The sequence below is a fragment of the Ruegeria sp. ABD4_443 genome, assembly GCF_056160865.1.
This window is the reverse complement of sequence record NZ_JBSWYA010000006.1, coordinates 65081-77666: the sequence shown is the minus strand read 5'-3', so window position 1 is coordinate 77666 and position 12586 is coordinate 65081. Positions and strand designations below refer to the sequence as shown.

Here is a 12586-nt window from a genome sequence, read left to right as displayed (position 1 = left end):
TCTCGCCCCCTCGAATACTATCTAAAACAAAACAACCTAAACCTTTCGATATATTCGAGACCAATCCGCTGTTCCGATCCTTACGGCACCTTAGTGCCCCACTTTGGAGTGGACGACAGTGATGTAGTTCACATTAAGTTAATTTTTTATTACTGGCGCCAATCAAAAAATCCGGGTCCAGCCTCGGACAGCAGGTCGCGGGCCATGTTCCGGCCAATATCGGCACCATCCGCGACCGCGCCGCGGGCCGTTTTGGCGATGGACTCGCTGCCGTCGGGGCGCAGAACTTCGGCACGCAAGACCAAATCGCCGTCGCTGATCTCGGCCAGGCCTGCAATCGGGGTTTCGCACGACCCGTCCAGCGCGGCCAGCAAGGCCCGTTCGGCGGCCAGGCGCTGCCCGGTTTCCGCGTGGTGGATGGCTTCGAGCATTTCCGCCGCCCTGCCATCTGCGGCGCGCCGTTCGATCCCGATGGTGCCCTGGGCAATGGCGGGCAGCATGTCTTGGGTCGGGATGGCGGTGGCCGGGACCTCGGTCATGTTCAGACGCCGCAGGCCTGCCATGGCCAGAAACGTGCAATCAGCCACGCCATCGGCAAGTTTCTTAAGCCGGGTTTGCACGTTGCCCCGGAATTCGACCACCTGCAGGTCTGGTCGGCGGTTCAGCAACTGTGCCCGCCGCCGTAACGAAGACGTGCCGACAACCGCGCCCTGGGGCAGGTCGTGGATCGCGCTCAGGCTGGGCGATACGAAAGCATCCCGCACGTCTTCGCGCGGCAAAAAAGTATCCAGGACCAGACCGCCGGGCTGTTCCACCGGCATATCCTTGGTCGAGTGGACGGCAATGTCGATCTTGCCGCCCAGCAGGGCGTCTTCGATTTCCTTGGTGAACAAGCCCTTGTTCCCGATCTCTTTCAGCGGCCGGTCCGCGTCGATCATGGCGCGGTTGTCACCGGTCGTCTTTATGACGACGATCTCAAAGGCGTCCTGTGGCAGATCGAAGGCATCGCCAAGCCGCTGACGGGTTTCATAGGCCTGGGCCAGCGCAAGGGGCGAGCCGCGCGTGCCGATCCTGAGAGGCGAGGCGGGTGTGGGCAGGGTCAAAGTCATGATCACAGCTTTAGTCGCGTCACATTGCCCTGACAATGGGGGCTGAGCTTGACATTTTGTCGCCGAAGGCAGACCCGTTGCACCAAACCGGACGAGGGGGCGATTATGGCCGAGACAAAGAAATTGCTGCGTGCGCTTGCAGGAGAGGTCCTGGATGTGCCGCCGATCTGGATGATGCGTCAGGCCGGACGTTATTTGCCGGAGTACCGCGCCACCCGGGCGCAGGCCGGGGATTTTCTGTCCTTGTGCTATACGCCGGACCTGGCTGCCGAAGTGACTTTGCAGCCGATCCGCCGCTATGGGTTTGATGCGGCCATCCTGTTTGCCGACATTCTTTTGGTGCCGCAGGCGCTAGGGGCGGATCTGTGGTTCGTGACCGGTGAAGGGCCGCGCCTGTCGACGATTACGGCGCAATCCGATTTTGATCGGTTGAAGCCGGTTGCGGACATCCATGAAACCCTGTCCCCCGTTTACGAGACCGTGCGGATCCTGGCGCGGGAACTGCCCTCCGAGACAGCGTTGATCGGGTTTGCCGGTGCGCCCTGGACTGTTGCGACCTATATGATCGCGGGGCGCGGCACGCCCGATCAGGGCCCGGCCCATGCGCTGCGCCAGGAAGATCAGCCGCTGTTCGAAGCCCTGCTTGAGCGGATCACGGCGGCCACGATCGAGTATCTTTCGATGCAGATCGAGGCCGGTGCCGAAACGGTGAAGATATTTGACAGCTGGGCCGGCTCGCTGAAGGGCGCGGATTTTGAGAAATACGCCGTTGAACCCTGCAGGGTCATCACGCAGGCCATAAAAGAGCGCCATCCCGGCATTCCGGTCATCGGTTTCCCGCGCGAAGCTGGCAAGGGATATGTCGGTTTTGCGCAAGCGACCGGTGTCGATTGCGTCGCGCTGGACAACTCGGTTGCGCCGCAATGGGCTGCCGAGAACGTTCAGCGTGACGGGTGCGTGCAGGGCAACCTGGCCTCGTCGCATATGGTGACGGGCGGGCAGGCTCTGGTGGATGAAACGCGCGCGATTGTGCAGGCGTTCAGCAAGGGGCCGCATATCTTTAACCTGGGCCACGGGATCACGCCGGATGCCGATCCTGACAATGTCCAGTTGATGATCGACACGGTCCGCGGGACGTAGGCGGGCGAAGGGGGCCAGCCCCCTTCTTGGCCTTTGGCCAATTCAACCCCCGGGATATTTTTGGCCAGATGAAGGGGCGGACCCGCCTGGAGGGTCGAGTTCGGCCAGTATCTCGGCTGTGTGCTGGCCGCGGGTGGGGCTGGGCCTGGCTTGCCAGTCATAGGTGGAAAAGCGCGGCGCGGCGGCGGCTTGCGGGGCATCGTTTTCGGTAACCCAAGCCTGGCGTGTCTGGTTCATCGGATGGGCCTGTGCCTGGGACGGGCTGAGAACAGGCGCCACGCATGCATCCGTTCCGTCAAACAGGCTGGCCCAGTGATCGCGGGGTTTGCCTGCAAAGATCTGCGCCAGGCGTTCCGTCTGGTGCGGCCAGCGGGTGCGGTCAAACTGGGGGGTGAGGTTCGGGTCATCGGACAGGTTCAGTACATCCAGAAAGCAGGCGTAGAACTTGGGTTCGAGACATTGCACGGACAGGAAGCCGCCGTCGGCGCAGCGGTAGCAGCGGCTCCAATGGGGGCCGTCCAGCAGGCTTTGGCCGCGGGTTTCGGACAGATTGCCGCTTTGGCGCAGGCTCATGAGCAGGTTCATCATATGGGCCGAGCCGTCGTAGATCGCGGCGTCCACCACAGTTCCGGCGCCGGTTCGCCGGGCTTTCAAAAGGCCCGCCAGGAGGCCCGCCACAAGGTACATGGCCCCGCCGCCGATATCGCCGACCAGTGTTGCCGGGGTCATCGGGGCCTGATCCGGAGCGGAGGCGTACCACAGGGCGCCCGACATCGCGATGTAGTTCAGGTCGTGGCCTGCGGTTTCGGCCAGCGGGCTGTTTTGTCCCCAACCGGTCATGCGGCCATAGACAAGCGATGGGTTTGCGGTGCAGCAGACCTCGGGCCCGAGGCCGAGCTTTTCCATCACGCCGGGGCGAAACCCTTCGATCAGGGTGTCGGCCCCGGTGATCAGCTTGCGGGCCACGGCCAGGTCGGTCGTATCCTTGAGGTCCAGTTCGATGGACCGTTTGCCGCGGTCCAGAACGGAGCGGTCCGGCATTCCGGGGGTCGCGGGGCCGCCCTTGCGGTGGATGGTGATGACATCGGCGCCAAGATCGGCCAGCAGCATGGCGGCGAAAGGGGCGGGGCCCAGGCCTTCGAGTTCGATAACGCGGATTCCGTCGAGCATTGTAGATCTCCCTGGGTCTGAGCCTCGGGGTGGTCCGCGCTGATTGCAAGACCTGGATGTCACGACGTGGCGTTTGTGGAACGGGGCGCAGGGCCGGGGGCCGGGAAAGGGTGCGAATACTTGCCACCGTCCCCGCGGCGGCTTAGCGTCTGCAACGGGATGGATCGCGTGAGGAACGGATGCGGTTTTGGGTTTTTCTTTGGCTGGCGCTGGTGCTGGCCGTCGTGGCGATATTGGCTATTCAGTTGCCGCCGCCGGGCAGCTTTCGCCTGGCATCTGGCCCGCGGGGCGGTGCCTATGAGACCGAAGCCAATAAATATGCCGAAATTCTTGCGCGCGACGGCATCCATGTGGACATTGCCGAAACGGCCGGGTCTGTCGAAAACGCCGAGCTGATTGACCAGGGGCAGGTAGATGCCGCCTTTGTTCAGGGCGGCATCCCGGTGGACACTGAACGCGCCGAGGCGTTGGGCAATGTCTTTTTCGAGCCGGTGGTGTTTCTTGTGCGCGGTGATGCCATCATCCCGCGCAACCCCTCGCAATGGCGCAACCTGCGTATCAACAGCGGGGCGCCCGGATCGGGGACAGCCGCGACGTTCCGGGATTTCGAGACGGCGGTCGGGCTGGCATATGAGGACAACACCCATCTATCGATAGCTTATGCCGATGCGGCGGCGGCCCTGTTGGCGGGCGAGCTTGATATCGCCGTTTACGTCGCCCCCATCGACGCACCTTATCTGGTCGCGGCTTATCACGAACCCGCGCTCAGGGTGCTGGAGCTTGAATATGTCGAAGCGATCTCGCGGCGGTTGTCCTATGCGTCGGTGGTCACGGTGCCGGCCGGCGGGATGTCTCTGGACCCTGTATTGCCGCCACGGCCCGTTGACCTGATTGCGCTGCAGGCGCGGTTGCTTGTGCGGCCCGATATGCACCCGGCCCTTGTCAACCGGCTGACGATGGCGGCCATTGAATTGCACGGCGCACGGGGGATCATCACGAACCCCGGTGTCTTTCCGGGGATCGAAGGAACCGGGCTGACCGTGAACAACACGGCGCGCCAGTTGATCCTGGAAGGTCCCACGACCTGGCATAACTGGTTGCCCTATTGGATTGCGGCACAGATCAACCGTGTTTTGCTGTTGCTGTTGCCCTTCTTCTTTATCGTCGTGCCGTTGTTGCGGTTGTTGCCGCTGGCCTATGGCTATGCAATGCGCTGGCGGGTCTGGCATCACTATCCCGAAATCCGGCAGATCGAGCTGGACTTGGGAAAAGACCCCGGCATCACCGAACTGGACCAGATGCGCGTGCAGTTGCAAGACCTGGATGACAAGCTGGCGGCGCTGCGCCTGCCACCGGCCTATCGGCAGGTTCAATACGACGCGCGGTTGCATCTGGAACTGGTGCAGAAACGGATCGCCGAAATGAAAAGCGCCGCCTAGAGCGCGCGGCGGCTTGCGGGAGTTTCCTGCCTGAAACGTCGTGCGTTTTGGGTCTGTTCGGCCCCGGATCGGCGCGATAGTGTCGGCGCCAGAACGGGGACGCGCATGACTACTATTCTGTCCATCAAGGACCTGTACAAAACATATGCCGGCGGTTTCGAGGCCTTGAAAGGGGTGTCGCTGGATATAAAAGAGGGCGAGATCCTCGCTTTGCTTGGGCCAAACGGTGCTGGCAAAACGACCCTGATCTCGACCATATGCGGTATCACGACGCCAAGCTCGGGTACGGTTACGGTCGGCGGGCATGACATTGTCGGCGATTTTCGCGCCGCGCGGCGCATGATCGGCCTTGTGCCGCAGGAAATTGCGCTGGAGCCGTTTGAGAAGGTCTGGAACACGGTGCGGTTTTCGCGTGGCCTGTTTGGTCACGGGCCGGATAATGCCCGGATCGAAGAAATTCTGCGCAAGCTGTCGCTGTTTGAAAAACGCAAAAGCTCGATCAAGGAATTGTCGGGCGGCATGAAGCGCCGCGTCCTGATCGCCAAGGCGCTGGCGCATGAACCGCGCATTCTTTTCCTGGATGAGCCGACGGCCGGTGTCGATGTCGAACTGCGCAAGGACATGTGGGAGATCGTCGCCGAACTCAAGCAGGCCGGTGTCACCATCATCCTGACCACGCATTACATAGAAGAGGCCGAGGCCATCGCCGATCGTGTCGGCGTCATCGACAAGGGCAAGCTGCTGCTGGTGCAGGAAAAGAAGATGTTGATGGCCCAGATGGGCAAGAAACAGATCGAGGTCACGTTGACCGAACCGGTGGCCGCAATCCCTGCGTCGCTGGCGGCACATAACCTGACCCTGAATGGCGCAGGTGACACGCTGATCTATACCTATGACATCCATGCCGAACGCACCGGTATAACAACGTTGTTGAACGACGTGGCACAAGCCGGGCTGGTCCTGCGCGATGTACAGACGCGCCAGTCGAGCCTGGAAGAGATTTTCGTAAACCTTGTGTCGGGAGAGCCCGCATGAACTGGACGGCCATTGCTGCAATCTATCGCTTTGAAATGGCGCGGTTCTTTCGGACCCTGGCGCAAAGCTTTCTGTCGCCGGTGCTGTCGACCTCGTTGTATTTCGTGGTGTTCGGCACCGCCATCGGCAGCCGGATACAAGAGGTCGAAGGGGTATCGTATGGCGCGTTCATCGTGCCGGGGCTTATCATGCTTTCGGTTGTGATGCTGTCCATTTCAAATGCCTCGTTCGGGATCTATTTCCCCAAGTTTCTGGGCACCATTTACGAATTGCTGTCGGCGCCGGTAACGTTCATCGAGATCGTGATCGGCTATGTTGGCGCTGCTGCGACCAAGGCGTTGTTCGTGGGTGTGGTCATCCTGATCACCGCAAGCTTTTTCGTGGACATCCGCGTCGAACATCCGCTGGCCATGGCTGCGTTCCTGATCCTGACCTGTCTCAGTTTCTCATTGCTGGGGTTCATCGTCGGAATCTGGGCCAGCAATTTCGAACAGATATCCCTGATACCGCAGCTTGTTGTCACGCCGCTGATCTTTCTGGGGGGCACGTTCTATTCGATAACGATGCTGCCGCCGCTGTGGCAGACCATCACGCTGTTCAATCCGGTTGTGTACCTGATTTCCGGGTTCCGCTGGTCGTTTTATGGCCTGGCGGATGTTCCGGTCGTGTTCAGCCTGCTGGCCATTCTTGCGTTTACCGGGCTGTGCCTGGCGGTGATCTGGTGGATTTTCAAAACCGGTTGGCGCATCCGCAGCTAGGCCTGGGCGTGCGTTGCATTTTTGCCCATCGCGGTCACGAAATTGGATCACGTCGCGTCTTGGCCCGCCGCGGTCCCTTGTTTACGGGTTGTGGGGGCTCTACATCGGCATCCATGAAACTCAGCCTTCCGTTTCTCAAAAAGCAGCCCTGCGTGGCCATAGTGCGTATGTCCGGTGCCATCGGTCTGACCGGGCGCGGGGCGCTGAACGATACCACATTGGCGCCGGTGCTTGAGAAGGCGTTCCGCAAGGGCAAACCGGTGGCCGTCGCGCTTGAGATCAACTCACCCGGCGGATCGCCCGTTCAAAGCTCGTTGATCGGGGCGCGCATCCGACGTTTGGCGGACGAGATGAAGATACCGGTTTTTGCCTTTGTCGAGGATGTCGCGGCTTCGGGCGGCTATTGGCTGGCGGCGTCGGCTGACGAAATCTGGGCCGATGACAGCTCTGTGCTGGGGTCGATCGGGGTGATCTCGGCCGGGTTCGGCGCGCATGTCTTTCTGGCCCGGCAAGGGGTCGAGCGCCGCGTCCACACCGCCGGGCAGTCGAAATCCATGCTGGACCCGTTTTCCCCGGAAAAGAAAGAAGATGTGGAACGGCTTGAGCGGCTGCTGGGCGACATCCATCAGAATTTCATCACCCATGTCAAATCCCGGCGCGGTGACAAGCTGGATCAGGCTCAGGACCTGTTTACCGGTGAAATCTGGTTGGCCCGGCGCGCCAGTGAACTGGGTCTGATCGACGGGATCGGACACCTGGAACCCATGATGCAGGACCGGTACGGCGACAAGGTCAAGTTCCGCCGCTATGGGCTTCGCAAACCGATCTGGTCCCGGTTCGGGGCCACGCTGGCACAGGATGCAATCGCCGGGCTTGAGGAGCGCGCGGCCTATGCGCGTTTCGGTTTGTAACGTGATTATCAAGGTCGTTTTCCTTTTCCTCATCGCGATTGTCGTTCTGGCGATGTTCGGCAAGCTCCGCCTTCCGGGGCAGAACCGTCTGGACGCGGCCAAATGCCCGCGCTGCGGCCGTTTCAAGATCGGCAAAGGGCCGTGCGCGTGTGAAGAAAGGGGTCGAAAATGACGGCGTGGCTGCTTTCAGGCCTTGGGTTGCTGATCTTGCTGCTGGCCGGCGATGCGCTTGTGCGTGGTGCCGTCAACCTCAGCCTGCGACTGGGCGTCCCCGCCCTGATCGTCAGCCTGACAATCGTCGCCTTTGGCACCTCGGCGCCGGAATTGCTGATTGCGATCAGCGCGATCAAGGAAAATGCGCCGGGTATTGCGCTGGGCAATGTCGTCGGGTCGAACACGGCCAATATCCTGCTGGTCCTGGGTTTGCCGGCGCTGCTGGCGACGCTTCACACCAGCGAATGTGACAGCCGCAAGAACTATGTCTTCATGCTTTTGGCCTCGGTGCTGTTTATTGCGCTGGCCTTTTGCGGGACGTTCACCTTGTTCAGCGGCGCCATCCTGTTGTCAGGACTGGCCCTGATGCTGATGAATGCCTTCCGCGAGGCCCACGCTCACCGCAAGGCATGTGGACCCGCCTGCAGCGATGATGACGACCTTGAGGGCCTTGAAGAGGCCGATCCGAACATGCCGTACTGGAAGGTCTCGGTATACCTCATCCTGGGTCTGGTCGGCCTGCCGATGGGGGCGCATCTGCTGGTCGAAAACGCGACCGTGATCGCGCGGACCTATGGGGTCAGCGAAACCGTGATCGGGCTGACACTGATTGCCGTCGGCACATCGCTGCCCGAACTGGCGACGACGGTCATGGCGGCGTTGCGCAGGCAGGCGGATGTAGCACTGGGCAATGTCATCGGGTCGAACATGTTCAACCTGCTGGCCATCGTCGGGGTTGCGACCCTGTTCGGACGAATTCCGGTCGACCCCGAATTCCTGCGTTTCGACCTGTGGGTCATGCTGGGCGCGTCGCTTCTGCTGGTTCCGTTCGTATTCTTCAAACAGGATATCACGCGGATCTGGGGCTTGGTTCTGACCTTGCTCTATGCGATGTACATCATCACCCTACTGGTTTGATCTGACCCAAGGAAACCGCGAATGACCCGCGCACTTGTAACCGGCGCCGGCAGGCGACTGGGCCGCGCCATGGCGCTGTACCTGGCCCGGCGCGGTATGGACGTGGCCGTCCACTATGCCACCTCGCAGGACGCGGCCCTTGAAACCGTTGCCGAAGTCCAGGCGATGGGCCGAAACGCGGTTGCGCTGCCCGCGGACCTTCTGGATGAGGCACAGGTCAGTGCCCTTGTGCCCCAGGCGGTCGCGGCGCTGGGCGGTCCGGTCACCTGCCTGGTGAACAACGCGTCGATCTTTGAATATGACAATATCCGCACAGCAACCCGCGAAAGCTGGGACCGCCATATCGACAGCAACCTGCGCGCGCCCTTCGTCCTGACCCAGGCCATGGCCGAACAGGGGCTGAAGCCCGAACGCGACGATATGGGCGAACCCGTGGCCACGGGGCTGATCGTGAACATGGTCGATATGCGCGTGCGCAAGCTTACGCCCGAATTCATGTCTTACACGATTGCGAAAATGGGGCTGTGGGCCCTTACGCGCACCGCGGCACAGGCGTTGACACCTGCCATTCGTGTCAATGCGATCGGCCCGGGCCCCACGTTGCAAGGCCACCGCCAAAGCGCGGCGCATTTTCAGGCGCAACGCGAAAACACGATATTGGAACGCGGCTCGAACCCGTCGGATATCACCGCCGCGCTGGGCTATTTCCTGGACGCTCCGGCGGTAACCGGACAGTTGCTTTGCGTTGACGGAGGCCAGCATCTGGGCTGGCAAACTCCTGACATCGTGGGCGTGGAATAGACAAATCCGAGTCAAGTTTTGCACCGCACACCGGTGCGTTACCGTTCCGTTACAAAAATGTCTTTTTTTTCATACACTTGTCGCGCGCTAAAAAATTTATACAATAAAATCAAGGCATTACAATATTGCCCAATAATTGGGCAAATAACGGAAATGGCTTGATCACAAGGGAAATTCATGGCGCTGTCAAAGTTATCTGCACAGTTATCCACAGATTCCGTGGATTTGTTTTCTCTTGAACTGAAAGGCCCAAGATTGCAGCCCCGCGCAGAGAATCATATGTCCAAGTCATGACGCCTCAGGATGACCCTCCGATTGATACGCGGCCCACGGGCTATGCCTGTATCCAGAGCTATGTAAAGACGCTGGACAGCTCGCCCGGTGTCTACCGGATGCTGGATGCCGACAGTCGTGTTCTTTATGTGGGCAAGGCGCGCAACCTCAGGGCGCGGGTGTCGAATTATACGCGGCCCGGCCATTCGGGGCGGATCGAGAAGATGATCGCCGCAACCGCGTCGATGATGTTTCTGACCACGCGGACCGAGACCGAGGCGCTGCTGCTTGAGCAGAACCTGATCAAGCAGCTCAAGCCGAAATACAACGTGCTGCTGCGGGACGATAAGAGCTTTCCGAATATTCTGGTGGCCAAGGACCATGCCTTTCCGCAAATCAAGAAACACCGCGGCGCGAAAAAGGAAAAGGGTGCCTATTTCGGCCCTTTCGCCAGTGCCGGTGCGGTGAACCGGACGCTGAACCAGCTGCAAAAGGCATTCCTTTTGCGCAATTGCTCGGATTCGATGTTCGACAGCCGAACGCGGCCTTGCCTGCTCTATCAGATCAAGCGCTGTTCAGGGCCGTGTGTCGGGTTGATCACAGAAGGTGACTATCGCGAAAGCGTCAAGGATGCCGAACGGTTTCTGTCGGGTCGGTCGACCAAGGTGCAGGAGGAACTGGCCGAACAGATGATGGCGGCATCCGAGGCGATGGAGTTCGAACGCGCCGCCGGTCTGCGCGACCGCATCCGGGCGCTGACGCAGGTTCAGACGTCCCAAGGCATCAACCCGCGCGGCGTGACCGAGGCGGATGTAATCGGACTGTATATGGACAGCGGGCAGGCCTGTGTTCAGGTGTTCTTCATCCGCGCCAACCAGAACTGGGGCAACAAGGATTTCTATCCGCGCGTCGGGGCCGAGGTTTCGCCCGCAGAGACGATGGAAGCCTTTCTGGGGCAGTTCTACGACAATAAGGAGCCACCGCGTCAGTTGATCCTGTCGGACGGGATCGAAAACGCTGACCTGATGGAACAGGCTCTGGCCGAAAAGGCCGGGCGCAAGGTTGAAATCCTTGTTCCGCAGCGGGGTGAGAAACAGGAACTGGTGGCCGGAGCCCTGCGCAACGCGCGTGAATCGCTGGCCCGCCGGATGTCCGAAAGCGCCACGCAGGCCAAGCTGTTGCGCGGTGTGGCCGAGGCGTTCGAACTGGATGCGCCGCCCAGCCGGATCGAGGTCTATGACAACAGCCACATTCAGGGCACCAATGCGGTGGGCGGTATGATCGTGGCTGGCCCCGAAGGGTTCATGAAGAACGCCTATCGCAAGTTCAACATCCGCGGCGACGACCTGACCCCCGGTGACGATTTCGGGATGATGAAAGAGGTCCTGACCCGCCGTTTCACCCGTCTGCAAAAGGAAGATCCTGACCGGGACAAGGGGCTGTGGCCCGATCTTCTGCTGATCGACGGCGGGGCCGGGCAGGTAAGCGCGGTGCATGAGATCATGGCCCAGCACGGGGTCGAAGATATCCCGATGATTGGCGTCGCCAAGGGCGTCGACCGCGACCACGGCAAGGAAGAATTCCACCGTATGGGCCAACGCCCCTTTGCGCTGAAACGCAACGATCCGGTGTTGTACTTTGTTCAGCGTCTGCGGGATGAGGCGCACCGTTTTGCCATTGGCACGCATCGCGCGAAACGGGCCAAGGCGATCGGAGCGACCCCGCTGGATGAAATCCCCGGTGTGGGCGCGGCGCGCAAACGTGCGCTGCTGGCACATTTCGGCAGCGCCAAGGCCGTCAGCCGGGCCAATCTGGCCGATCTAAAAGCGGTCGAAGGGATCTCGGCCGGGTTGGCGCAGAAGGTTTACGACTTTTTCCACGACAAGGGTTAGGTCTTGCGCCCGCGCCACAGGATGTACAGGCCCGATGCAACGATCAGGGCGCTGCCAATCCACATGGACTGGTCCAGCCCTTCGCCAAACAGGAACACGCCCAGTGCCACCCCGAACAACAGTCGGGAGTAGCGGAACGGCGTAACGGCTGAAACCTCGCCGGTGCGCATTGCCTTCATCAGCGCGGCATAGGCCAGGACCCCCATGATGATCGCGCCGGTGACATGCATCCACGCATGGGCGGACAGGGAAACCATCGGCGCCCCTTCCCAGAACCGATAGGCGATTCCGGCGGCAAGGATCGAGAGGAACCCGTAGAACCCCAGTACCGCCGTGCCCAGCGTCGCCGGCGCGGCGCGGCTGGCCAGGTCGCGCCCGGCAAAACCGATCATGCCAAGAACAGCCAGCAGGGACAGGGCGGTAAAGCTGTCGCCTGTCGGTTGGATGATAACGACCACACCCGCGAGACCGACGAAAATTGCGCTCCACCGGCGCCAGCCAACCGTTTCGTTGAAAAACAACGCAGCACCCGCAACCACCACAAGGGGGGTTGCCTGCAGTATCACCGTGGCAGACGAGAGCGGTGTCAGGGCAATCGCAAGAACGTAGAACAACCGGCCCAGTACTTCGAACAGGACGCGGATTTTCATCGGGCGGGATAAGACGTCGGGGTGCAAAAGGCGCGCCCTGCGCCAGCCTGCCGCGCAGCCAAAGACCAGCGCACCACCGGCCCCGAACAGGATCATGACCTGCCAGATCGGCACCGCCGCGGTTGCGCTTTTCAGCAGGGCGTCCTCAAACGCGAATCCAGCCATGGCCGCAATCATCCAGGCGCTGCCCGCCAGGTTTGCCCGCGCGTCGGTCCGTATGTGGGCTGTCATGGCAAGCTGTGCTCCTGCGGGCTGGAAACGGATAGGTCGCCCAAGG

11 protein-coding genes are annotated in these 12586 nt (G+C 61.1%); 8 read left to right on the top strand and 3 right to left on the bottom strand.

All coding sequences use genetic code 11. The annotated features are described in order from the left end of the window. Positions 1–149 precede the first annotated feature (149 nt). Entirely contained in the window at positions 150–1109 is a 960-nt protein-coding gene (gene hemC, locus ACXAG8_RS12930; RefSeq protein ID WP_475225840.1) for a hydroxymethylbilane synthase, read from the bottom strand. Positions 1110–1214: 105 nt separating this feature from the next. Here hemC and hemE point away from each other — a divergent pair, with 105 nt between their 5' ends. Then, on the top strand, positions 1215–2249 hold the full coding sequence (gene hemE / locus ACXAG8_RS12925; RefSeq protein ID WP_475225835.1) for a uroporphyrinogen decarboxylase: 1035 nt from the start codon (positions 1215–1217) through the stop codon (positions 2247–2249). A 42-nt stretch (positions 2250–2291) separates the two neighbouring features. Here hemE and ACXAG8_RS12920 read toward each other — a convergent pair whose 3' ends face one another. Next, positions 2292–3419 (bottom strand): CaiB/BaiF CoA transferase family protein, encoded by a 1128-nt coding sequence (locus ACXAG8_RS12920; RefSeq protein ID WP_475225831.1) that lies wholly within the window; start codon positions 3417–3419, stop codon positions 2292–2294. Between the two features lie 179 nt (positions 3420–3598). On the opposite strand from ACXAG8_RS12920, the gene ACXAG8_RS12915 reads away from it, so the two are divergent. The 7 genes from ACXAG8_RS12915 to uvrC all read left to right on the top strand — a co-directional run bounded on the left by ACXAG8_RS12915 (position 3599) and on the right by uvrC (position 11659). Next, complete coding sequence (locus ACXAG8_RS12915; RefSeq protein ID WP_475225826.1) at positions 3599–4858, top strand: TAXI family TRAP transporter solute-binding subunit; 1260 nt, start codon at positions 3599–3601, stop codon at positions 4856–4858. Between the two features lie 105 nt (positions 4859–4963). Further along, positions 4964–5893, top strand: a complete 930-nt coding sequence (locus tag ACXAG8_RS12910; protein WP_475225817.1) for an ABC transporter ATP-binding protein — start codon at positions 4964–4966, stop codon at positions 5891–5893. Next, the gene (locus ACXAG8_RS12905; RefSeq protein ID WP_475225808.1) at positions 5890–6651 is read left to right on the top strand and encodes an ABC transporter permease; all 762 of its coding nucleotides are present in this window, start codon (positions 5890–5892) and stop codon (positions 6649–6651) included. The genes ACXAG8_RS12910 and ACXAG8_RS12905 overlap by 4 nt, the downstream gene beginning before the upstream one ends. 113 nt (positions 6652–6764) lie before the next feature. Further along, entirely contained in the window at positions 6765–7562 is a 798-nt protein-coding gene (locus ACXAG8_RS12900; protein WP_475225799.1) for a S49 family peptidase, read from the top strand. A 168-nt stretch (positions 7563–7730) separates the two neighbouring features. Further along, positions 7731–8693 (top strand): calcium/sodium antiporter, encoded by a 963-nt coding sequence (locus ACXAG8_RS12895; RefSeq protein WP_475225790.1) that lies wholly within the window; start codon positions 7731–7733, stop codon positions 8691–8693. A 21-nt stretch (positions 8694–8714) separates the two neighbouring features. Next, the gene (locus tag ACXAG8_RS12890) at positions 8715–9494 is read left to right on the top strand and encodes an SDR family oxidoreductase (RefSeq protein WP_475225783.1); all 780 of its coding nucleotides are present in this window, start codon (positions 8715–8717) and stop codon (positions 9492–9494) included. Between the two features lie 290 nt (positions 9495–9784). Then, positions 9785–11659 (top strand): excinuclease ABC subunit UvrC, encoded by a 1875-nt coding sequence (gene uvrC / locus ACXAG8_RS12885; protein WP_475225775.1) that lies wholly within the window; start codon positions 9785–9787, stop codon positions 11657–11659. Here the strand turns inward: uvrC and ACXAG8_RS12880 are convergent. Next, the gene (locus tag ACXAG8_RS12880; protein WP_475225769.1) at positions 11656–12540 is read right to left on the bottom strand and encodes a DMT family transporter; all 885 of its coding nucleotides are present in this window, start codon (positions 12538–12540) and stop codon (positions 11656–11658) included. The genes uvrC and ACXAG8_RS12880 overlap by 4 nt on opposite strands. Between the last annotated feature and the right edge of the window lie 46 nt (positions 12541–12586).